The sequence below is a fragment of the Sulfitobacter sp. SK011 genome, assembly GCF_003352065.1.
GTDB lineage: Bacteria > Pseudomonadota > Alphaproteobacteria > Rhodobacterales > Rhodobacteraceae > Sulfitobacter.
On the sequence record NZ_CP025803.1, the window covers coordinates 1,003,154 to 1,024,820 of the forward strand.

Consider the following 21,667-nt stretch of genomic DNA (forward strand, 5'->3'; position numbering starts at 1 on the left):
TCCAATCAGGCAATAATCAGCTTTATTGGAAAGCAGTAAGCATATGGATGAAATCCGAAGACTCGCAGCAATTCTGATTGCTGATATTGTGGGGTTTAGTCGCCTCACTCACGAAGATGAGGATGGCATGCTCGCAGAATTGCGAAATTTGCGCCGCGAGGTCATCGATCCGACGGTCGCAGCCCACAGTGGGCGCGTGGTGAAGCGCACGGGCGACGGCGCGCTTGTAGAGTTTCGCAGCGTTGTTCAAGCGACACGCTGCGCAATCCAACTTCAGAATACCATGGCGGAACGAAACGCAGGTGCGCCGTCGGACCGCCGAATTGAGTTTCGTATTGGCATTCACCTTGGTGATGTCGTCGAGGAAGATGATGGCGACTTGATGGGTGATGGTGTCAATGTCGCCGCGCGTCTTGAGGGGATTGCAAAAGCAGGTGCGATCTGCATTTCCGATGATGCCTATCGGCACGTACGGACGCGTCTCGACATGTCGGTCACCGACATGGGCGAGCAGATGCTCAAAAACATAACCGAGCCGATGAAAGTCTACGCATTGCAGGTTGGGACAGCCAGCGAACCGGCTGGCCCTGAGCTCGATCTATCGGCAGATACACTGTCACTCGATAAACCTTCCATTGCGGTGCTGCCATTCACCAACATGTCGGGCGATCCTGAGCAGGAATATTTTGCCGATGGCATGGCAGAAGACATTATCACGGCATTGTCCAAATTTGAGCAGCTATTCGTGATCGCGCGTAACTCGAGCTTTGTCTACAAGGGACGTGCAGTCGACATCATGCAGGTTGGACGCGACCTTGGTGTGCGATACGTTCTGGAAGGCAGTGTGCGCAAAGCAGGCGACCGGGTGCGTATCACCGGCCAGCTCATAAATGCCGCAACCGGAAATCACCTCTGGGCCGATAGGTTTGACGGACATCTTGAAAATGTCTTTGATCTTCAAGATGAGATTACGGCAAGCGTTGTCGGCGCAATTGAGCCCACTGTGCGCAAGGCCGAAATCGAGCGGGCGAAGAGCAAGCGCCCCGAGCATATGGGAGCCTACGATTTGTTTCTGCAGGCGCTTCCGCACATCTATGCAATCCGTCCCGAAAGCAACTTGATAGCGCTGGAATTCCTGATGAAGGCCATAGAAATCGATCCGGACTACGCGCCCGCCTTGGGGCATGCGAGCTGGTGTCTTGTTCAGCGGATCACTCGCCCTTGGGACGATTTCAGCGAGGATGATCTGAATCTGGCCATATCCTTCGCACGCCGTGTTCTGGCCGTGGGCAGCGATGACGCGCAGGCAGTTGTGTTGGGAGGGTTCACACTTGTCATGCTGCGCGCCGATTACCTTGCGGGTCTGGACGCCGTTCAGCGTGCAATCAGCCTCAACCCCGGGTCAGGATTTGTGAATTCCATGGCTGGCTGCGCGCTGGTTTTTGGCGATAACGTTGAAGCGGGGCTGACGCTATTGGATCGCGCTATGGCTCTGGGGCCGCAGGATCCGAGTTTTTTCAGCTATCTGCTTGTTTCTGCTGCCGGTCACCTGTTTTCCGGGCATCCTGACAGGGCCTTGGAACTGGCCAATCGATCGCTTGCGTTGAACACGACCGTGGATTCGACCTACTGGGTGTTGATTGCCACTTACACGGCGCTTGGCAGGCCTGAAGATGCGAAGCGTACCGCGAGGCTGTTACTGGCTGCTTATCCAAAGACGACGGCTTCGGGGTACGGACGCATGCTACCAATCCGGAACAAAGCGTCTCTTGAGATGGTGATTAACAGCTGCCGAGAAGCTGGTATCCCCGAATAGGCCAGAACCCAATACCCCGCCCTCGGTGAATGGCGCGAGGCGGCCCTGCATGTGTTGCCTTAGGGCGAAGTCGGAATCCAATCTGGAGGTTCGATTTGGGCTGGGACCGGTCATCCGGTTGGTCGCGCCGAAGCCTGCAAGGTCAAGATTTGCGTGCCGCACCGCCGCAAGTCCGGTTTGAGCCCAGACCTACCACGCCTCAGAACTAATTCGCCGCGCTTGCATTGGGCCGGTGTCAGCCCAGAGTAGACCTTGGCTTCAAACAATTTGGGCGGAAAGTGAGAATTCGCTGCAGGCGCGAGCGTGAAAGGCATTTCTTTCAAAAGCGGACCTGCAAACGGCGGCGAAACCGCTGTTTCGTTCTGCACTCCAATGGTCCGGGCTGAGCCCAATGTACCGACTGATGAGATATCATGAATTGCGGAAACTTTAGCAAAGCTTCCCCAAACCAAGATTAAACCGCTCGGCGAGTCATGCGCTTCGCGACGTTTTCGAACGCAGTTTGATCGGGGTCTCGTCAAAGTGTTTTTTGAAGGCGCGGGTGAAGCCTTCGGGCGAAGAATAGCCATATCGACGCGCCACCGCATCTATTCTATGACCGTTTGAGATATCTTGGCGGGCTAGAATGAGCCGCCAGCGACGTAGGTATGCTGTGGGCGGTTCACCTACCGCCGCAAGGAATATCTCGGCAAAACGACTTAGCGATAAACCTGCAATTTGCGCCAGGTCCTCGTTGCGCCAATCCCGCCCCGGATGATCGTGGATGGCCACGATTGCGCGACTGAGGCGAGGGTCAGACAAACCCGCCAAAAGACCTGGTTTTGTCGATCCGGCCTCAATCTGGGTCCGCAACATGCGAACGACCAAGACCTCGCCCAACCGGCTAAGCACGGAGTCGACCCCACAGCGCTGCCCCGATAGTTCCGACTGCATCAGCATAACAAGACCGGTGCTGTCTGGATCTCCTGACAGATCTATCTCAATCATTGCCGGAAGAGCGGCCAGCAGAGGGTTCGATAGGCCGCTCCAATCGACATTTGCAGAAAATAGAACACGATCTTCTGAGACAGCAAAACGGGCGTCACCGGTTCGAAAACAGACCCTTTGAGGCACCCCACCCCCATCTCGCAAGACGATCAGTGTTGCGTCCTTTAACGGGGCCGGCTGCACGACCAACCGAAACCTGTCCATCAGTGTTGTTAATCTGTCAAATCGGTCCATATCGGTGTTATGGTTCGATTTTTAGGATTTCACAAACCATAAATGCGATAGGTTTACCTCACAGGAAATATCAAACAGAGGATTCAAATGCTTATTCCCCGTCAGAAGACCCCCGACCTAAAGCTGCCAACACTCGATCTTGGTGTTTTCGATTTGTCTGAAGAGCAGTCCGAGCGCGGCACCGTAATCTGCTTCTATCGCGGGCTACACTGTCCGATTTGTGCGACGTATCTGACCGAGTTTCAAAAGCGGGTCGCCGACTTTAGCGAACGCGGCGTGACGACCATTGCAATCAGCTCGGATGGTGAGGAACGGACCAGAGCGATGGCAGAAAAAATAGGGGCCGACACCCTGCGTTTTGCATATGATCTTCCGCTGGCAGAGGCGCGGGAATGGGGCCTCTATATTTCGACATCTCGCGGCAAGACCTCGATCGGAATAGAAGAACCGGCCCTATTTTCTGAACCCGGACTGTTCATGGTGACACCGGAACAGAGCCTCTACTATGGCTCAGTTCAGACGATGCCTTTCGTCAGACCGCATTTCTCGGAGTTGGTAGGTGCGCTCGATTTCGCGATCAAGAACAACTACCCGGCACGTGGGGAATACACCGGAAGCGTCTAGATAATGGTCGGTCTGGCAGACTTGCGGAAACGTATGTGTTTCCGACAGGTCTGCCAGAACGACCAGTATCATGGGCTTTGGGATTATGAAGAGTAATGGCACCCAAACATCCCCACCCTTCCCCAATCAATCACTCCGGTATGGGTCCTCCGGCAATCTCCCGGCGTCGTTTCTGAATCTAACCTCAAACACGAAACAGGTTTGCTTTTGCCAGAGTAACTTCGTGCGCGCGGCCAGATTGCGTGGGTCCATGGACCTCTGGCGATCTCGACGTTAGCAACGCACTTGGAATTCGAATCTGAGTGATACTCAGACCTTTAGCCGCACCGTGCATTACTATTTGTAAGCGAGTTATTTTTAGATCGTTTCAACGATTGAATTTATTATCCGGGCGGTTTGCTGAAAGCTTAAACGTGCTCGCCATCAGCGCGACGGCTGGATCCCTTTGTGAAGAACCTAGGCTTCGTTGCCGCGGTAGTGTAAGTCGCAACCGTAATCGCTGCGGCTGCTATCAAGACAGAATGCCCAAGAATGCTTGCAGCAAGTATGGTATAGCTTCCGATTGCGACCGCAAAGCTAACGGCCCACATGAACCCCAACGCCTGCAACACATAGTGCCGCGTCGCAACATCCGGAATGTTACGGAGCGGACTTACTTCAGCATTAAATATGAAGTTCCATACATTGACTGTCAGTTGTCTCATCTGGCGTCTCCTTTTGACCTGGCGTTCCCCCAAGTGAAACACCATCTTATGTAACAAGCACATGATGTGCGTTTTATAGGACGGTTACGCGCTAGCGACCCCTTCAGATCACTTTTATCGGCAGTGCCCAATCGAAACGCATTCTAGTTTGCATAGCAGAGCTCTCTGCAGAGCGCAGCGAAGGTCCGGTTCCAGGCTTTCTGGTCATAGGCGTTCACTGAAACGACGCGCGCCATCATTAACCATAAGATAGGCACTGGCGCTTGCCCGTGAACAATGAGTGTTCATTCGCAAGATAGTTTCCCGTTATGAGGGTAAATAAATCACCCCGTAATGGCTCATCTTGATGATCAAAAAAAATAGATTCAACTAATACCAGAACCTGTCCCAGTCGGGTTAAATAGAGTTACAGCATCAGCCTAGCTGATCTGAGGCTGCGGCCTGACACCATCTAATCAGGCAACAGCAGAGTGTTTTAACGAGTATTGGTCGTGTGGGGTTCTCTGCACGGCCATTTTGAAAAACCAAATTTTTGCTGCTTGGGTGTAACCAATGGAAGTCAGAATGATAAAGACCAGAACACTGAGTGCAGCCGATTATCGGCAATCACCTGAAGCCCAGTCTTGGAACGGGCCGGCTGAGAGGCTACTTGCCGAGCGGCTCGAACGCGAGCACTCCTACTTGACCGCAGTCTTTGTTGTCGCTTTGTTTGCGCTGATCACACTACCTTTTTTGGGGTGAGGTGCTGTCGATGGTCTTGAAATTATGGCATTTGCGATAGCCAATATTCAGGAAATATACGAGACGCTCACAATTTTGGATTTTCAAAAATTTCTTAGCTCGGTCGCCGGAAAAATCCTAAGCACGGTCGATACATCAGTGTCGAACATTGCATATTTCGAAAATGGCACTTTTGCGGTTGTCGCGCAACGGTCTATGAGTGCCCGTACAATAATTGAAGCAGGAATTTTGTCTGCCCTTAAGAGCGAGATTCACCTAAGCTCTGGCACAAAAGTTCAGCCTGTCTTTGCTTTTGCCAAGGCAAAGCACCCGGATTTGCTGGTCGGCCCAACGAGCCTATGCTGGCTTGCTCGACGCCATTAAAGATGCGCAATTAAAGTGCGTCAATTAATTGGCGCAATCCAAACTTTCAGAATACCGTAAAGAAATCTGTCACGAAACTAGTACTTCCCCTTCAAAGCTATGGTTCCTGAATTCAGTTGTCGCCCGAAACAGGGATAAGAAAGTCCTGCCTAAACGCGTAGTCGTCCTTCACAAGGAGCGGTTGGTCCGGCGTTCCTGCTGACCGGCGCGCTACACTTGCGGGTGCGTGACTTCTGCCGCCAGGTTTGCGGCGAGAACGAGGTCGAAATCTTGCACGGGGTACTTTCGAGCGATCATGTCCACATGTTCGTATCGGTGCCGCCCAAGCTCGCGATCTCGGATCTGGTGCGCAAGATGAAGGGCCGTTCGTCTTTCAAGGTGCAACAGGAGTTTCCGGCCATACGAAAACGGTACTGGGAATGCCGGCTTTGGGGCAGGGAGGTACTTTTCAACCACCAACCGTGCCATCACCGAAGGCATTTTACTTCAGTAACTTGAGAAGCACATCGCTGATCCTAACGGCGCAAGCCGGTAGTCGTTCAGTTCAAATATTAAATTTTGAATCTGGCTCTGTAACCAGTATTCTCTTTAATGCTTTCAATCTAACGAAGGTTACACGGTTTGTTGCGGGCGATCAATTTTTTTAGGCAATAAAATATTCCCCTAGGAAAAGTACTCAGCAACTGTATCTCTCAGTTTGTCGGAAAAGCCCAAGTTTTACGTGCCTTGCATCACGCGTTTGCGATTGTGACAAGTTTTTTTGCGACTGCTGTGATGACGACCTTGTGCGGTTTGGCCGCCTTGCGCAGCCGATCTGCTAAGGATTTTAGGACTGGATTGTGATTGCTCGCGACGAGAGCGGCCTGGTACGTCACGTGCCGCAATAGTCGTCATCCGCCACCGATGGCACGTTTGCCGCGCATGGCACCACTGTCATGAGCAAAGGGCGCGAGGCCGGTCAGAGCTGCGGTCTGTTCGCCAATAATTTGGCCGAGTTCCGGCATCTCAGCGATCAGCATTGTGCTAGCAACCGGACCGATGCCGGGAATGGAGCGCAGGATCTTGACGGTTCTGGTCAGCTCCGTATTTGAAGCGATAACGGCTTCAATCTGGCTTTTCGGTTCGGCGACCTGTTGATCTAGCAGGTCCTTGAGATCACCATCCATGACCGCGAACTTCTCGGCAGTTCCCGGTTTTCCGTGTGCCTTGATCTGCGCCACTAGCCGTTTTCGTGCTTCCAAAAGTTGACTGCGCTTTGCGGTCAATGCTCTGAAAAGACGTAGTTTTTGGGCAGGCAGGGTGCGCCCCCACTTTGGGCCTGAATGCTAGGAAGCGGGCAATTAGTTCCCCGTCCATCCGGTCCGTCTTGGCCCGTGTCCCCCGGTTGGCTGCAAAGGCTCTAATCTGTGCGGGTGGTAATTGGCGTGTCTCTAAAGTTCCGGCGCTTCGCCATGTTTGTATCTCTTCAAAGGTTTGGGATACACCTTAGATGACTGCCCAATTCCCTGGGACCACGTCAGTCAGAAGGGCGTAAACGGCTCATACTTGCGCCAGAATTGCGAAAGCATACTTCCGCACCAATCGACCGAAATGGACCCAATTGGATCAATTTAAGCCAAAATTCTGCCAGATTTTGGAAATAGTTCTTGCCTAGGAAACAATACCGACGGCCGCATTTGCAATGCGTGCATTGGAGCGAAGCAGTGATAAAATCAATAAAAGCAGCGAAAATCTTAACAATGACCTCAGATCACTACAAACTGGCCGCTTTTGCCTTCGTGGTTGCGATTCTTACGTCTTTGATCTCAATAAACGGTCTTGGCAAGAGTTTTTTAGGGGAGAATCTGGCGAATGCATCTATTTACCTTCTCTTGATCGGGGTTCTGGTTGTGGCCGTTGCCAGACGTAGCCAGATTCTTTCGCTGCAAGCCGAAATTGTGCGAAAACAAGGACAGGAAATCGAACTCACGCACGCTGCTCTGAATGCACATGCGATGGTCTGTTTGACAGACGCCGATGGGATCATCACCTCAGTGAATGAAAATTTTGCAGAAAAATATGGATACAGTCAGTCCGAATTGGCTGGAACTTCAATAAGTCGAGTTTACCGATACGGGATAAACGACCCAGTTTTTAGCGAGATTGGTAAAACGTTGAAAAGCGGCAGAATTTGGACCGGAGAAAACGAGGAGATCGCTTCAGACGGGTCGAAACTATTCATGCATTGCACAGTAGTCCCCATGATTGACCATCAAGGCCGCCATACGCGCACTGTTGCCATTCGCACTGACAACTCGGATTTTCATAGGGCGGAGAAAGCCCGCTTCTTGAAAGATCTTTTGGACCACCTGCAGGACGAAGTCTATATCTTCGACTCGAAGTCGTTGAAAATGGTCTACGCCAACCTTATCGCAATTTCGAACAGCGGCTGGGAAGGCTCTGACCTGCAACAAAAAACCATAATTGATGCGGACCCAAAGATGGAAGAACGCTTGTTCCGAAACCACGTTTTACCGCTAATCAAGGGCGAAAAAACAGTGGTCAGTATCGATGTGAAACGCGGCGAGCTGTTGGGCGAGATAAGTACTCGTTTATATACCGGGGACGATGGCCAAACGCTCTTCGTTTCAGTCTTGCGTGACAACACCGAACGCAGGCAAATGGAACAAGCCAGGATGGAATCCGTCTCAGTCGTGAGCCATGAATTGAGGACGCCCCTTACTTCAATCAAGGGGGCCCTTCGCTTACTCAATTCTGGCGCATTGGGGAGATTTGATGACAAGTCCGAATCAATTCTTGACATAGCTTCCCGAAACACAGAAAGACTGCTGCTCGTTGTTGACGGTATTCTTGACCTGGAAAAAATGCGCGCAGGAAAGATGGAATACACGAAGGCCAGTGTAGATCTGGTGAGTTTTGTTAAAGACGTCGTCGCGATGAGCAAGGGATATGGTGATGAGCACGGTGTGGAAATTGAGTTTCAAAGCGATCTGATAACCGCCTATGCAGAAATTTCTGCCGAGCGAATTATGCAGGTCCTATCGAACCTTCTATCGAATGCAATAAAACATTCCCTTAGCGAAGGAAAAGTGCGCGTTAAACTTTCTAACGAAAAAGGTTTTTGGAGAGTTTCCGTTAGCGATGATGGACCTGGCATCCCCGAAAGCGACCGAAATGCTGTCTTTGAAAGCTTTTCGCAGCTTGTGAGCCACGATGGAAAAAAACGGAAGGGCACAGGTTTAGGCCTCGCGATTTCGCAAAAAATTGTCAACGCGCATGATGGGATTATTGACTACACTAGTGAGGTAGGAAAAGGTGCAACGTTCTTTGTCAATCTGCCATTTCCACCTAGTATGAACCTGTTGGAAAAGACAACATACGCAATGAACGCAGGCCTTGGGGGAGAAGGCGTTTCTTAGCGATAATACTCCGCAATTGATCTTTGGGGGCTCGCTTGATGATGAGCGCCTTTTTGCGCGTCCGTGAACTCCGATGCTTTCATGCGTTTCCACTCCTCTCTTATCCAAGGAAAATTTTGCGGATAACTCTAACCACAAACGAGGACTTTTGTAGGGATCACATCAAGTCATATTATTGAATGTCCATATGACGACTAGGAATCCAGAGCGAGGAACATCGCAGTTCATGGTTTCCGCTGAGTTGCAGTCTTGCTGAATGACTGTGGCTGACTACTGAAAGACAATCGTGTCGAAGGTTTTTGGCGACGTAACAGGCTCAAAACACCAAAAGGCACCCCAGAAGGGGTGGGTCTGAATGATTGAACTTTTGTCCAACGTCGCTCTAAGGAATCTGACAATGTTTGGTCGTAAGTCTTAGTTGTAGTGCTCTCTTACGCAATCAAACAAATACTGCGGTGGGAGGGATCGTCATCACCGATATTAACCATGTATAACGGCATAAAGAGCGACACAACATCTGCAAGTGCCGCCGAGATGCAATCAATTGATAGATTTGGCCCTTCATATTTTCTTTCTATTGCGAAAGAGTCGCAATAGTTAGATATAGCTTTTGATTGAAGCCTTGAACAATCATTGATGTCAATACTGAACCGGGTCTGCTCAACTGGGGGGCGGTGTCGGGCAACGCTCCAGGAAACGGAGCTGGTGTCCTTCCAGTCAAGTTCTCCACCTTGGTTATCCAAATTGTGTAACAGCGACTCAAAAACACCAGGTACCTCATAATGGATGGTTGTCCAGAACTCGGTACTTTTCTGAGCCGACGAAAACCCGCATACGGATAGGCCATACTTCACTTGCTTAGATGTGAATTCTACGAATATCTTCGGGCGTGGGTTTGACTTCTTAGGCCACTCCAAGAACCGAATTTCCAACCACAGTCGTCTTGGTCTGAATCGAACACTCGTCGGAGACGATACGCATGGCAATGCGCGGTAGCCGACAGCTCCAATCGGAGTTAGTAGATCCGTCAGTCGTTCTCCAAGTCGGCTTAATGTACTGCAAGCTTGCCTAATCGCGTGACGGTCTACTGGCTGCTGTTCCGTCGCGCTCCCGTCTTGTTGGTTCCACAACGTGTCAATCAGCATAAAATCAACATGGCGACCACTCATTCTGGGACCTATATGATCTAAGGTCATTTCCATGTTAAAGCTCTTTCACCGCGAGACAGCACAGAGCATCAATTCAGTATTAGGCTTTTGTGAGGCACATTTGTAGCAAAACTGAGACGTCTGTTCGGTAACTTCATGTGATATTGCGAGGTTTCTTTCTACCAAGGAAATGCCTTTGAATGTCGAAACATCTGAATTGTGTGCTGCCGTCCCTTTTCCAATAGTAATCCACTATCGTGCTAGGTTAGTTAAATGATTCAAAACATCTCGCGGCTTGTGACTCCCCTTAGTTTGCACAAGAATTCACGCTTTTTTAGAGAATATTGCGGTTTGCCCCAATTTAGCCACTTTTCCCCTTCAGGTTGATACTGGGCATCTTTGCACCCGCCTCAACAATGTAGACCGAATGGTTAGAAGTACGGAGCAAACATGAGAATTCTGGCAGTTGATGACGACCCTATCATACTCGAACTATTGGCACAGTTTGCAATCACTGTAGGTAATCATGATCTTGAAACGGCATTGTCGGGTACTGAAGCACTGGAAATTGCTAATTCTGCCGGAAGTGTTCCCTTTGACTGTTTCCTCTTTGACATTCAGATGCCTGAAATGGACGGCATTCAGCTTACTCAAACTATCCGCCGTTCACCTCGCTACGCCGATACGCCGATCTTGATGCTGACGGCGATGTCAGACAAACGTCACGTTGATGCAGCTTTCTCTGCCGGTGCAACCGACTATGTGACGAAACCGTTTGAAGTGTTGGAGCTCAAGGCGCGGCTTGGTTTGGTGGAGAATTTGGTTCAGGCGCGCCAATCGCGGACGAAGAAGGTCTTTGCTACTCAAGGTATTTCTGCGACTTCGCAACCTTACATTCCAGCAGGCCGTTTGGAGATTTTTGAACCGATTTCCATCTATGATGTAGACAATGTCATTGAAATTGTGGCGTTAGAAAATTATGTGGCACAACTTTCGCGGAGTACGCTTTTTGGATCTACAGCCTTTGCATTCACAATCCGTAAGGTCGAAGAGCATTATCAGACGATGTCGGCTTTTGAGTTTCACGGCTTGGTGTCCGACGTGGCTGAAGTGATTTCTGATACTCTAGCGGGTCGTCAGTTCTTGATGTCTTATGCTGGTAGCGGAACATTTGTCTGCGTCACTGAAAGCGGATGGCGTCCTGATATGTCGGCTTTGATGGACGCGGTGAACCTTTCGCTATCGCGAACTGAGTTGTATGGCAGGGGAGGTCAGAAATTGCATGTGCGGGTCAGTGCGGGCGAGGCTATTAGGCTGGTTTGGAAATCGGGGAATTCTTTGATGGAAGCTCTCGCTGCTGCCCACGTATCTGCGGAAGCAGCAAGTACATCACATGAAAGGGGATTGAAGGATTTATGGATGGTAGAGCAGCGGGCGTGAAAGACATAGTTGGATCGCTACCTGGTATTGAAAAGGTCAGAACTCGATTTCTGGCTCTTCTAAAGGAACGCCAAGGTACTATTGCGCATCACGCGGTGACTGCTTGGCATAGCACAGATCCGAAAGAAGTGCGTAATAATTTAGAGTCGGCGCAGAATATCTTGCATAAGATTTCCGGCACGGCTGGATCACTTGGGTTTGCTCCACTTGGCTGTGCTGCCCGTGATTGTGAGAACGGCATAATTGACCATATTGAAGGCATAAATGGGAATATGGCGGCATTTCCTCAGGAGATAATAAACCGTTTGGATATGTTCATCTCTTTGAGCCAATCCGTGCTCAATTCAAAAGCATAGAGATCCAGTCGAACACCCTCAATTGCGACGGCTTTAATCAAAGATAGCTCTGGAATTAAAAACAGTATTGCTTTTAGCATCAATGATATCAGACGGATTTCTTCATGGCCTGCTTGATCTGCTCAGGCAATGCCATCGGATCAAACGGTTTGCTGATCACATCCGCGGCACCGACCCGCATTAACTCTTCAATCTCCGAATGTTGGGCGCGCGCGGTCATAAAGATCGCGGGCACTTTGGCAAGGGTTGGTTGTTCTCGCATCTTGTCCAGAGTTTGGCGACCGTTCAATCCCGGCATCATCATGTCCAGTAGGAATACATCGGGAGTGTAGGATTTTACTTGCGCCAACGCCTCTTCACCGGAGCTACATTGGAGTACCTCAAATTCACCTGACAGATCCAATGCCATCAGGGCTATCTCCCGAATGTCTGGGTCGTCCTCTACGTGCAACAACTTGATCATGTCGGTCCTTTCGGTTAGGCGGTGGATTTGTCTCGGGCGCGCTATTGAAGGCGATGTTGTAAGGTAATCTTCAAGAAGGGTTGAAATAGCGTTTTGTAGCATTGCCTTCGTCGATTTCACAACCAATTTCACCGCCCAATTTCTCAGCATTTGCCTTGTAAATAGTCAGGTTTGGCCCTGTATCACCTACACTTTCGATGCCAGAATTAACCATGTCAGCTAAACTTTCAACAGTTTGGTGTTGTTCCTGCTGCGAAATGCCAGGACCTTCGGACACGGTCCAGCCCAGCGGATAACCCGGAATGCGCAAAATATTTCGCATTCCGGCATTTTCCAAGAAAAGTATACTTTTTAAATATCGGACCAAGGGCCGCGCTATCAATTACGATAAGGGTACATTAAATCGATGAACTGCCAATGTGGTAATCCCCCGTTTTTTGGGAGGGGGGGCGTCAGTAATGTCCATCTCTTCATATTGGACGCATCTTAGCAAACTGTCCAATTTTGCCGGGCTAATTCAAGGTGCAGTTGTCTGGGGTAATGCTCAGAACCTAGAAAGTATTAATTGAAAGCCAACTACAGGTTGCACAATCAGAAGTAGTCATTTAGCTTGGTCTTTGCAATCCAAAGAATTGGGTTCAATATTAGGGCGGCAAGTCTATGAATTTTCAGTTAAATCCTGCGGCCCGCATGTCGAATGATGATCTGACGCTGGCCCTTGCCACCCTAAAGGCATGGGCAGCAACAGCCAGCAAAGCCGAGGTTGACGCGCTGGACCCTGCGCTTGCGCGTCTGCTTGAGGCCGGACACTCCTATCCATCCTTCAACCGCACCTATCCAGACGATTTTGTCGCGGGCGACAATTACAAAGCGACGATGCCTGATCTGCAAAACGGTCCCAGCAGCCTGATCCGTGGGGCCAAGCAACAAATTCAGCATGTGGGCATCAGCAATTTTCGCCTGCCGATCCGGTTTCACACCCGCGATGGCGGTGATCTGACGCTTGAGACGTCCATCACCGGCTCGGTGAGCCTTGAAGCGGATAAAAAAGGCATCAACATGTCGCGCATCATGCGCAGTTTCTACAAACATGCGGAATCCACCTTTAGCTTTGAGGTCATCGAGGCGGCGCTGGACGATTACAAGGCTGATCTGGACAGTCTGGATGCCCGCATTCAGATGCGGTTCTCCTTTCCGATGAAGATCGAAAGCCTGCGTTCGGGTCTGAGTGGCTATCAGTATTACGACATCGCGCTTGAGCTGGTCGAACAGCGCGGCGCGCGTCAGAAGATCGTACATCTGGACTATGTCTATTCCAGCACCTGCCCCTGTTCTTTGGAATTGTCTGAACATGCCCGTGAAACGCGCGGTCAGTTGGCCACGCCCCATTCGCAGCGGTCCGTGGCCCGGATCTCTGCCGAGGTGAACTTTGATGAGGATTGCCTGTGGTTCGAGGATTTGATCGAAGCATGCCGCCGCGCGGTGCCCACCGAAACGCAGGTGATGGTCAAACGGGAAGACGAGCAGGCCTTTGCCGAGTTGAATGCCGCCAATCCAATCTTTGTCGAAGATGCGGCGCGGCTTTTTTGCGAACAGCTTCATGCAGAACGCCGGGTTGGTGATTTTCGTGTCATCGCCAGCCATCAGGAAAGCCTGCACAGCCATGATGCCATCAGCATCCTGACCGAGGGAGAGACATTCGAGATGAACAGCATTGATCCAAAACTCTTTAACACGCTGTTTCATGTGGGATGAGGTCAAGACTAAGTGCGCACCATTCACAGGTCACATAAATAACCGAGAGCCATTGCCTTATTAGACAAAACTGCATAACCTAAGGTAGAGGTTTTTGGGTGACAAGTCACGCCCATTTCAAACACTAGTACAGTTGTCACCCGAACAATATTTGACCTCACAAGAGGAAAGGTCCTCGTAAACTTTCAATCGACTGTAGGTTAGGCGAAAGCACGTAAGCAGTAATATTTGCAAAGATAAGCTACCTGCCTCTTCTAATTTTAAGGCCGTATTAATGCCACTTGCTAGGATTAATAATCGACTATTACACTTCGTTCACATTCCCAAGACTGGCGGATCCGGCATAACGGATTATATGAGAAGGAAAGGGAAAGTAGCCCTCTATTCAAGAGAAGAATTGGAATGGTCGCACACCACGCCGCAGCACATGGCATTTGATGTCAGGAACATCCTGTTGCCAGATGGCTTTGCTGACGCATCGTTCGCAATCCTCCGAAATCCACTTGAAAGACTACTGAGTGAATATCGCTACCGAGCAACAAGATATTGCGGTGGGAGCAACAAGATCGGCAAAGTTTCTAAAAATGATAAGTTGACTGTAGAGTTAGACTGGAATGAAAAATTCTACGGTACTTTTGGCGAATGGGTCAACGTCGTTTTCGAGAAATGCCTTGCTGACCCATATGCCTGCGATAATCATATAAGGCCACAAGTTGATTTTGTCGGGAGAAATTTAAACATTTTTCTGTTCGAACGCGGGTTAGAGAAAGTCTTAGAATGGATTGATTTAATTACTGATACGAACCGGCTTTCAGCCTCTCTAGATCGGAATGAAAGTAATAAAATCAGAATTGAGGTGTCAGATCGAGACTTGGAGAGAATTAGAGAATTCTATAAATGCGATTACGATTTGATCAATTCTCTGAAACACTCCTCAGCGGACTGCCAAATAATTGAGCAGATAAACCAAAATTTGGATCCAATTTCAGTTATCTAACCAAGACTAGCGATGCTGATGCGCTTCCCCATTCGGTGGGGTTCTTTTTCGATTTCAGGAGCCCTATCTATCCGGTCAGTCTCAGTATCCGTGGCAGATGGAAGGGAAAACCAAAATGTTGACCCTTTGCCTTCAACCGAGGTGAAACCGACCTTGCCACCATGCATTTCTATGAGTTGTTTTGCGATACTGAGTCCCAAACCGCTGCTCTTATGCGCCCCTGTTGTCCCTGGGTTAACCTGATGGAATCGCGAGAACAAGTTGGATTGCTGATCCAGCGGCACTCCATGCCCATGGTCAATTATTTCGGTTTGAATCCACCTCCCTTTCCTACGGGCTTCGACTTCGACGGTACCGCCGGGTAGGCTGAACTTTGCTGCGTTCGACAAAAAGTTGCTGAGAACTTGAGATATCCGAACCCGGTCGGCATCCAGAATCAATTCATCATCTGAACTTTTTAGGGAAATTGTGACGTCAAGTTGGCTGGCGTAGATTTCGCACTCTTCGACAGTGCTAATCAAGATCGAGTTCAAATTCAGACGCTCTTTGGAAATACTCACCTTACCTTCTTCCAATGAATGAGCATCCAAGATATCACTAACAAGCGAGAGCAATCGTTCGGCATTACGTTGGGCAATGTCGACCATTTTTTTGGCACCATCGTCCAGCTTTTCGCCATACTTCGTTTTGAGAATCGCTATCCCTCCAAGAATAGATGTGAGAGGAGTGCGCAGTTCGTGGCTGACGACACTCATGAAATTATCTTTCATCTTAGCTGATGCTTTGGCTTCAACTACCAATTGCTCAAGCAGATGTGTTCTTCGTCTGCTTGATCTGACATCAATTATAAGGATGGATACTACGACCCCAATAAGAACAAAAATGACGATGCCTAAGTACGCAATAGCATTGGATAACGACACTAGACCCGTCCGAAATTCCAGCATCAGGCGCGATTTCGCTTGGGCAATTTCCAGCGATAGAACTCTGAACTTCGATTTGAATTGTTTGGTCTCCGCCAACAGTTCCTGAGCGGCGAGCCGACGGTCAGTTTCCTGAGCGCTTCGCCCCGGAAGAGATTGGACCAGTGGATCGACTCTGCCAAGTGTTGCTTCGAACTCCTCTAAAGGAATTGTATCGACCCCAATATCCTCGAGCAACCGCGCCAACTTCCCTGATTTCATAACGTTGGCCCGGCTCCACAATATATCGAACCTTTCGACTACCTCTTCATCGGATTTTGAGCCAAATATATAGTCTGTAAGGTCTGCTTCGAATCGTAAAAGTTCAAATTGCAACTGAGAGGTGATCCAGAGCGGATCACTTTGTTCAGCAGTCTTGATGCTTTGCACACGGCTACCGAGAGTCCATATCACCACTCCTCCCAAAACGGCAGTGCCCAGACAAAGTGAAAAAAGGGTAACCCTTACTATGTTTCCTCTTTTTGTCATTCAACTGTTATGCTAACAAGTTGCCATACTAAACGGCTGTTATAGCTATCGTCGCGCAATTCGGGATGATCATCCATTGGGTAAATTACCCAGATCGGCCCCTTTTCCCTAATAGACATCTTCTCGCCATTGCTAAAAAGAGCGAGAATAACGTCGTACTCAAAGGCGTCAGAAGCAGGGATATTAACCGCGAAGTCATTAATAGCCCGCATGATTAGCGTTTTGTTTGGACCAACTTCATAAGGCGCAAGCACATCCCTCAGTCTTGGACCAGTAAATTCTACAGAGTTATCAGTATAGTCGTTCTTGGTCACAACCTTGGTTTGTGGAATCGCGGCCAATTCTTCAAAGCTAAACGCCTCTGATGCGCCATTCGCAGTTATCGTCAGGATAGCATCTGCATAGCTTGCACTGGGCAGCGCGAACAGCACGATAGTCAACATATGTCGCGCAAAACGGAGCAAATTCTCTTTCATAGCTCAACCTTTCCGAGTTTTTCTGGTCTATTGTCATGCCCATGAATTATGGCACAATTGGGACCCGGACTACCAGACGTTGAAAAAGAAAAGTCTGTTCGCGTGATACTGCAACACTATGGTTCTCTATCAAACTGTTATATTTAAGAAACCATTCCTGGAACCTAGACAGATCCGGGGGACACTTGTGAGATCAATGTGGGACCTGTCCCGCTTTCGTGCCGCTCCAAGTGTTCGTTTAAGCTACCTTTCGTTCGAATGCGACAGGACTTTTCCAGCCCAGTGCTGAGTGCCGCCGACGCGGGTTGTAGAACCCATTGATGTATTCGAAGACTGCCATCTCTGCCTGTCGCCGCGTTGTCCATGACCGCCGCAAGATAGGCTCGGCCTTGATGGTCTTGAAGAACGTCTCGACGGCTGCATTGTCATAGTAGTTGGCTTTTCCACTCATCGATACTTTGAAGCCATGCTGGCGCAGGGTCTTCTGATGGTCATGCGAACAGTATTGGCTGCCGCGATCCGTGTGATGGGGCAGCCCTTAGGCGGTGCCCTGAAGGCAATAGCCATCTTCAGCGCCCGGATCGCTTAGTCGCGCTTCATGCGGTTGCTTACAGCCCGACCAATGAGACGCCGGGAATGCAGCTCCAGGATCACGGCCAGATACAGCCAACGCTGTCGCGTCTATACATAGCTGATGTCACCTGTCCATTTTTGACTTGGCTTTTCTGCGCTGAAATTCCTGCCCAGCAGATTGGGTGCGATGTTAAACTTATGATCACTGTCCGTTGTCACCGTGTGTTTTCGGGCCCTGACAACGGATATGCCGTTCTGATGCATCAATCGTCCTACGCGGTCGTGTCCGACGCCCAAGCCAATCTCTTTCATTTCTTCGGTCATCCGTGGTCTGCCATAAATACCAAGGCTAGGCTCCAGACTCATTGATTTAAAGCCAGAACAAGACTGTGGCTGCGAGCGCGATGGCGGACAGGAACACTTTGGGGCTTCTGTCGTAACGCGTGGCCACGCGTCTCCAGTCTTTCAAGCGTCCGAACATGATCTCGATCCGGTTGCGCCGTTTGTAGCGACGCTTGTCGTATTTGATGGGCTTGTCGCGTGACTTCCGCCCCGGGATGCAGGGCGTTATTCCCTTGACTACAAGGGCCTCACGGAACCAATCCGCATCATATCCTCGGTCACCCAAGAGCCAGTCGGCGGCGGGTAGGCTATTTACCAAAGCCCTGGCCCCGGTATAGTCGCTGACCCACTGCCCGACAGTCGAAACGACGTTTCGATGAGAGGGGGGCCGGCGGTCATGAAGAACCGGATCGGCCGCCTACTTGCATCGGTGACGGCATGCAACTTTGTGTTCATACCGCCTTTCGTTCGCCCCCCCTCTCATCGCTATAAACAGCGACTGCCGGGCAGTGATCAGACGTCCACGCCCCCCTTTTTTAACCGCAGGCTCGAGGCCGTGCGGTGCGCTTTGAGGTAGGTTGCGGCGATTGAGATCGTCTTATTGTCAGGTGCCTCGGCAGCCAGCCCCGTCATGATCCGCGCGAATACCCCCATGTCGCTCCACCGCTTCCATCGGTTGTACAGGGTCTTCGCCGGTCCGTAATCGGCAGGCGCATCACTCCATCACAACCCATTGCGATTGATGAAGATAATGCCACTGAGCACGCGCCGGTCATCAACGCGGGGCACACCATGGCTCTTCGGAAAGTATGGCCGAAGCCGCGCCATTTGCTCGTCGTTCAGCCAGAAAAGATTGCTCATCATACTCCCTTAAGTTTGGGAGCTTGAATCATGCGGCCAGAACAGCCTCAAGTCGATTAATGGGTCCAGACCCTAAGATGAAATTGTTCCCTAATATGCGCCAATGTGACCAGATCAGACCGCTACCTGTGGCTTGGGGGGCGGGTTCGGAACGCACGCAACCCGCGCAAGCTGACATCCATTACATGACATAGGCGGGCGGCTGCAAATGCATCCCGGTGTTTTTCGATGAACCTTAACCTAACGGCTTTTGGCTCGCGATGAACTGCGGTGCTCTTTTAAGATGTCCCGCTCCACCTTGAGGATGCGGACCTCGCGCCGAAGCCGGTCATTCTCCTGTGCGAGGCTTAGATCCTCCTTCGACACCACATCCGTGTCTCGGTGGGTTGCGATCCGTTTATTCAATGCCGACATCCCGACACCCAAATCATCAGCCACCTGTTTCCGCGTAAGCCCACTGGTCAGCGCTATGGGCACCGCGTCCTTGCGGAATTCACCCGTTCTTCCGTGTCCCATCTATCGTCTCCCTTTGTTGCAGCAAATGCTATCAAAGGAGCGGCATCAAACCGCGACAGGTCCAGTTTGAGTGTTTTGGAAAGCCGTTTACCCGTTGGAACTCACTGATGTAAATTTGCTGTTTCAATCTCAAGATGAACTATGCAATCGTGAGCACACGGGTCAGTTGATCGAAATTATCTCATAACAAAGTTGGTCCTGAATTTTTATGAACGTTGTTTTATCCAGACTACAATCCTTAAGATTTTCAGCCCATACATGTGCTCTTGTCTTCGTGTTGCTGGTTTCCCTTTTTTTGATTGCAACCGAATTTGACAGTCTACTGCGCGCAAACTTTGTGAAGGATGTGAGACTTGATCACACACTGGAACTGATCGAAGCACGCGAAGAAATTGAAGAGAAAGTATTTGATCATTTTTTGGTGCTCCAAAAACTGGTGACTTTGATTGAAGAAAACTATGACCTCGATCAGAAACAGTTTGGTTCCCTTGTCCAGTCCCTCAATTACCAAGGGGATGATATCATTAACTTTGCTGCCGCGCCCGACTTGGTTGTCCGGTTTGTCTACCCTTATAAAGAAAACGCAGCTGCGGTTGGCTTGGACTACACCGAAAATGACTTACAACGCACCGGGGTGATGCGAGCAGTCGAAAATGGGACCGCAACGATTGATGGTCCTATAGAACTCGTTCAGGGTGGTCGCGCGCTGATAATTCGACAACCAATATTCATTGATAGCAACGCGGCTGGAGGCTCCGATAAGATTTGGGGCATCGTTTCCATGGTTGTAGATTTTGATCGGTTTTGGGATCAGACAGGATTGAAGGCCCTCAGTCAGGCATACAAATTATTCCTTAGATTGGACTCGGTTGAGAAAGACCAAAGATCAATACTATTCGGAAATCCTGAACTTGAGCAGGAATCGCCGATAGAGTTGGAGATTAGTATTCCAAATGGCAATTGGTCAATGACGGCAATTCCCAAGCCCGGATGGCCAAGCAACACTCCGAACCACATTCGCAATCGCCTTATTATGGGGGCGATTTCTTTGCTGATCGTCGGCGTGGTACTGTCAGTCGCGGCCCTTGCAGCTGCCGAGAAAAAGTCGAGAATTCGGCTGACATCTGCGATTCAAGCGATGAACGATGGATTTGCGATGTTTGATAGCGATGGACTCCTCATTGAATATAATAGCAAGTATTCCGAAATCTACGAAAAAGTGTCGGATCAGATAAAGCACGGTGCTAGTTTCGAAGATATCATCAGACTGGCGGTTGAGCGTGGACCGCAGGCGGCAGCAATGGGTCGAGAGGAAGAATGGGTACAAGAAAGACTTAAAGACTTCGATGGCCCGGATATTGAATTCGAGCAAGAGCTTTCCGATGGCCGGTTCATCCTTGCGTCCGACCACAATACAATTGACGGCGGAAAGGTTTGCCTGCGCACCGATGTTACGGAACTCAAACAAGCTATTAAGGCAGCTGAGGAAGCCAGCAGAGCAAAGTCAGAGTTTATGAATACCTTATCTCATGAACTTAGGACGCCTTTGACGGTTATACTTGGAACTGTAGGACTAATAAAACATATAGAAGGCCAGAAGATTTCTAAGGCCGTTTTCTTAGAGTTTGCGAAAGATCCGATTGACAGAAAAGGCGCTTCTGATGCTTTGACAGCTCTGATCAGGCACATTGTTGCAATGATGGGAAAGCAAGAACGGTCCGCGAAATACCTTCTGGCACTGGTCGACGATATGTTGGATCTTGCCAAGTTGGAGGCGGGCTCGTATTCTGTTGAAACCAAACTCTGCGATGTTGATCAATTACTGATGTCGGTGAGCGAGCAAACTCAACAATCGGCAAAGGACAAGGGTTTGGATCTGATGTTCATTTCGGAAGGTGGACAGGTATACTGCGATCCATTGCGGACGACCCAGATACTGCTTAACCTTGTTAATAATGCGCTGAAGTTTGTGTCTGCGGGGGAAATCAAAATCAGCGTCAGACATGCTGATAACGACGTGGTTTTTGCGGTCTCAGACACAGGTCCAGGCATATCTCTTGAAGATCAGGAACGTGTATTTAATGCTTTTGAGCAAGTTGATTCCTCAGATACACGCTCGAACGGCGGCGTTGGATTGGGTCTCGCGATTTCACGTAAACTAGCAACGGCGCAAAACGGCATATTGAAACTTGAAAGCGAGTTCGGCGTAGGGAGCAAGTTCACCTTGAGGCTGCCCGCCCGTTCCGCAGAGAAGGCTGCCAATGGCAGTGTCCGAGGAAACCTCCTTGAGCCGATCTCATAGCGTTTGCAAATTACAAGATACATCCGCATGTGCTTTTTCAAGACACATCCCGGGGGTCTCGTGAGAATGGGCCTGACGTCAGCATGTTGAGAACTGACC

17 protein-coding genes and 3 pseudogenes are annotated in these 21,667 nt (G+C 49.9%); 10 read left to right on the forward strand and 10 right to left on the reverse strand.

The genetic code is table 11. The annotated features are described in order from the left end of the window. Nucleotides 1–43 precede the first annotated feature (43 nt). Nucleotides 44–1,816 (forward strand): adenylate/guanylate cyclase domain-containing protein, encoded by a 1,773-nt coding sequence (locus C1J02_RS04845; protein ID WP_114877576.1) that lies wholly within the window; start codon nucleotides 44–46, stop codon nucleotides 1,814–1,816. Nucleotides 1,817–2,287: 471 nt separating this feature from the next. Here C1J02_RS04845 and C1J02_RS04850 read toward each other — a convergent pair whose 3' ends face one another. Beyond that, entirely contained in the window at nucleotides 2,288–3,037 is a 750-nt protein-coding gene (locus tag C1J02_RS04850; protein ID WP_205389862.1) for an AraC family transcriptional regulator, read from the reverse strand. Between the two features lie 87 nt (nucleotides 3,038–3,124). Between C1J02_RS04850 and C1J02_RS04855 the strand changes: the two genes are divergently transcribed. Continuing rightward, nucleotides 3,125–3,661 (forward strand): peroxiredoxin-like family protein, encoded by a 537-nt coding sequence (locus C1J02_RS04855; protein ID WP_114877577.1) that lies wholly within the window; start codon nucleotides 3,125–3,127, stop codon nucleotides 3,659–3,661. Between the two features lie 407 nt (nucleotides 3,662–4,068). Here the strand turns inward: C1J02_RS04855 and C1J02_RS04860 are convergent, their stop codons facing one another. Beyond that, the gene (locus tag C1J02_RS04860; RefSeq protein ID WP_114880382.1) at nucleotides 4,069–4,365 is read right to left on the reverse strand and encodes a hypothetical protein; all 297 of its coding nucleotides are present in this window, start codon (nucleotides 4,363–4,365) and stop codon (nucleotides 4,069–4,071) included. A gap of 765 nt (nucleotides 4,366–5,130) precedes the next feature. On the opposite strand from C1J02_RS04860, the gene C1J02_RS04870 reads away from it, so the two are divergent. Together C1J02_RS04870 and tnpA are read left to right on the forward strand one after the other, a co-directional pair. Continuing rightward, on the forward strand, nucleotides 5,131–5,469 hold the full coding sequence (locus tag C1J02_RS04870) for a hypothetical protein (RefSeq protein WP_114877579.1): 339 nt from the start codon (nucleotides 5,131–5,133) through the stop codon (nucleotides 5,467–5,469). Between the two features lie 222 nt (nucleotides 5,470–5,691). Further along, nucleotides 5,692–5,967, forward strand: a complete 276-nt coding sequence (tnpA, locus tag C1J02_RS04875; RefSeq protein WP_254693269.1) for an IS200/IS605 family transposase — start codon at nucleotides 5,692–5,694, stop codon at nucleotides 5,965–5,967. Between the two features lie 392 nt (nucleotides 5,968–6,359). Here tnpA and C1J02_RS04880 read toward each other — a convergent pair whose 3' ends face one another. Further along, nucleotides 6,360–6,689, reverse strand: coding sequence for a transposase (locus C1J02_RS04880; RefSeq protein WP_114877580.1), 330 nt, complete (start codon nucleotides 6,687–6,689; stop codon nucleotides 6,360–6,362). A gap of 483 nt (nucleotides 6,690–7,172) precedes the next feature. Between C1J02_RS04880 and C1J02_RS04885 the strand changes: the two genes are divergently transcribed. The 3 genes from C1J02_RS04885 (at nucleotide 7,173) to C1J02_RS04895 (ending at nucleotide 11,832) form a co-directional block, all read left to right on the forward strand. Further along, the gene (locus tag C1J02_RS04885) at nucleotides 7,173–8,888 is read left to right on the forward strand and encodes a PAS domain-containing sensor histidine kinase (protein WP_114877581.1); all 1,716 of its coding nucleotides are present in this window, start codon (nucleotides 7,173–7,175) and stop codon (nucleotides 8,886–8,888) included. Nucleotides 8,889–10,486: 1,598 nt separating this feature from the next. After that, nucleotides 10,487–11,476 carry a PleD family two-component system response regulator gene (locus tag C1J02_RS04890; protein ID WP_114877582.1) on the forward strand — a complete coding sequence of 330 codons (990 nt, stop codon included), beginning with the start codon at nucleotides 10,487–10,489 and terminating at the stop codon, nucleotides 11,474–11,476. Continuing rightward, nucleotides 11,473–11,832, forward strand: coding sequence for an Hpt domain-containing protein (locus C1J02_RS04895; protein ID WP_205389863.1), 360 nt, complete (start codon nucleotides 11,473–11,475; stop codon nucleotides 11,830–11,832). Before C1J02_RS04890 ends, C1J02_RS04895 begins: the two co-directional genes overlap by 4 nt. A gap of 88 nt (nucleotides 11,833–11,920) precedes the next feature. Here the strand turns inward: C1J02_RS04895 and C1J02_RS04900 are convergent, their stop codons facing one another. Both C1J02_RS04900 and C1J02_RS04905 read right to left on the reverse strand, forming a co-directional pair. Continuing rightward, the gene (locus C1J02_RS04900) at nucleotides 11,921–12,295 is read right to left on the reverse strand and encodes a response regulator (RefSeq protein WP_114877584.1); all 375 of its coding nucleotides are present in this window, start codon (nucleotides 12,293–12,295) and stop codon (nucleotides 11,921–11,923) included. 70 nt (nucleotides 12,296–12,365) lie between these two features. Beyond that, entirely contained in the window at nucleotides 12,366–12,632 is a 267-nt protein-coding gene (locus C1J02_RS04905) for a hypothetical protein (protein ID WP_162798229.1), read from the reverse strand. A gap of 323 nt (nucleotides 12,633–12,955) precedes the next feature. Between C1J02_RS04905 and folE2 the strand changes: the two genes are divergently transcribed. Further along, complete coding sequence (gene folE2 / locus C1J02_RS04910; protein ID WP_114877586.1) at nucleotides 12,956–14,050, forward strand: GTP cyclohydrolase FolE2; 1,095 nt, start codon at nucleotides 12,956–12,958, stop codon at nucleotides 14,048–14,050. A 274-nt stretch (nucleotides 14,051–14,324) separates the two neighbouring features. Next, entirely contained in the window at nucleotides 14,325–15,047 is a 723-nt protein-coding gene (locus C1J02_RS04915) for a sulfotransferase family 2 domain-containing protein (RefSeq protein WP_114877587.1), read from the forward strand. On the opposite strand, the gene C1J02_RS04920 is transcribed toward C1J02_RS04915, so the two are convergent. The 5 genes and pseudogenes from C1J02_RS04920 to C1J02_RS04940 form a co-directional block, all read right to left on the reverse strand. Further along, nucleotides 15,044–16,498, reverse strand: a complete 1,455-nt coding sequence (locus C1J02_RS04920; protein ID WP_114877588.1) for a sensor histidine kinase KdpD — start codon at nucleotides 16,496–16,498, stop codon at nucleotides 15,044–15,046. The genes C1J02_RS04915 and C1J02_RS04920 overlap by 4 nt on opposite strands. Continuing rightward, nucleotides 16,495–16,974 carry a molybdopterin-dependent oxidoreductase gene (locus tag C1J02_RS04925; protein ID WP_114877589.1) on the reverse strand — a complete coding sequence of 160 codons (480 nt, stop codon included), beginning with the start codon at nucleotides 16,972–16,974 and terminating at the stop codon, nucleotides 16,495–16,497. Before C1J02_RS04925 ends, C1J02_RS04920 begins: the two co-directional genes overlap by 4 nt. 238 nt (nucleotides 16,975–17,212) lie before the next feature. Beyond that, nucleotides 17,213–17,898: pseudogene (locus tag C1J02_RS04930) on the reverse strand (IS3 family transposase); the annotation flags it as partial. A gap of 19 nt (nucleotides 17,899–17,917) precedes the next feature. Next, nucleotides 17,918–18,750 (reverse strand): annotated as a pseudogene (locus tag C1J02_RS04935) (IS5 family transposase). A gap of 125 nt (nucleotides 18,751–18,875) precedes the next feature. Next, a pseudogene (locus C1J02_RS04940) lies at nucleotides 18,876–19,266 on the reverse strand (IS3 family transposase); the annotation flags it as partial. Nucleotides 19,267–19,474: 208 nt separating this feature from the next. On the opposite strand from C1J02_RS04940, the gene C1J02_RS04945 reads away from it, so the two are divergent. Further along, nucleotides 19,475–21,568, forward strand: a complete 2,094-nt coding sequence (locus C1J02_RS04945) for an ATP-binding protein (protein ID WP_114877590.1) — start codon at nucleotides 19,475–19,477, stop codon at nucleotides 21,566–21,568. Nucleotides 21,569–21,667: the final 99 nt, after the last annotated feature.

What these genes read in the sequence shown, in the direction of transcription:
- C1J02_RS04860 (WP_114880382.1), bottom strand. Translation starts at nt 4,365, where the DNA reads ATGAGACAACTGACAGTCAATGTATGGAACTTCATATTTAATGCTGAA.
- C1J02_RS04920 (WP_114877588.1), bottom strand. Translation starts at nt 16,498, where the DNA reads ATGACAAAAAGAGGAAACATAGTAAGGGTTACCCTTTTTTCACTTTGT.
- C1J02_RS04925 (WP_114877589.1), bottom strand. Translation starts at nt 16,974, where the DNA reads ATGAAAGAGAATTTGCTCCGTTTTGCGCGACATATGTTGACTATCGTG.
- C1J02_RS04870 (WP_114877579.1), top strand. Translation starts at nt 5,131, where the DNA reads ATGGCATTTGCGATAGCCAATATTCAGGAAATATACGAGACGCTCACA.
- C1J02_RS04915 (WP_114877587.1), top strand. Translation starts at nt 14,325, where the DNA reads ATGCCACTTGCTAGGATTAATAATCGACTATTACACTTCGTTCACATT.
- C1J02_RS04845 (WP_114877576.1), top strand. Translation starts at nt 44, where the DNA reads ATGGATGAAATCCGAAGACTCGCAGCAATTCTGATTGCTGATATTGTG.
- C1J02_RS04890 (WP_114877582.1), top strand. Translation starts at nt 10,487, where the DNA reads ATGAGAATTCTGGCAGTTGATGACGACCCTATCATACTCGAACTATTG.
- folE2 (WP_114877586.1), top strand. Translation starts at nt 12,956, where the DNA reads ATGAATTTTCAGTTAAATCCTGCGGCCCGCATGTCGAATGATGATCTG.
- C1J02_RS04945 (WP_114877590.1), top strand. Translation starts at nt 19,475, where the DNA reads ATGAACGTTGTTTTATCCAGACTACAATCCTTAAGATTTTCAGCCCAT.
- C1J02_RS04900 (WP_114877584.1), bottom strand. Translation starts at nt 12,295, where the DNA reads ATGATCAAGTTGTTGCACGTAGAGGACGACCCAGACATTCGGGAGATA.
- C1J02_RS04850 (WP_205389862.1), bottom strand. Translation starts at nt 3,037, where the DNA reads ATGGACCGATTTGACAGATTAACAACACTGATGGACAGGTTTCGGTTG.
- C1J02_RS04855 (WP_114877577.1), top strand. Translation starts at nt 3,125, where the DNA reads ATGCTTATTCCCCGTCAGAAGACCCCCGACCTAAAGCTGCCAACACTC.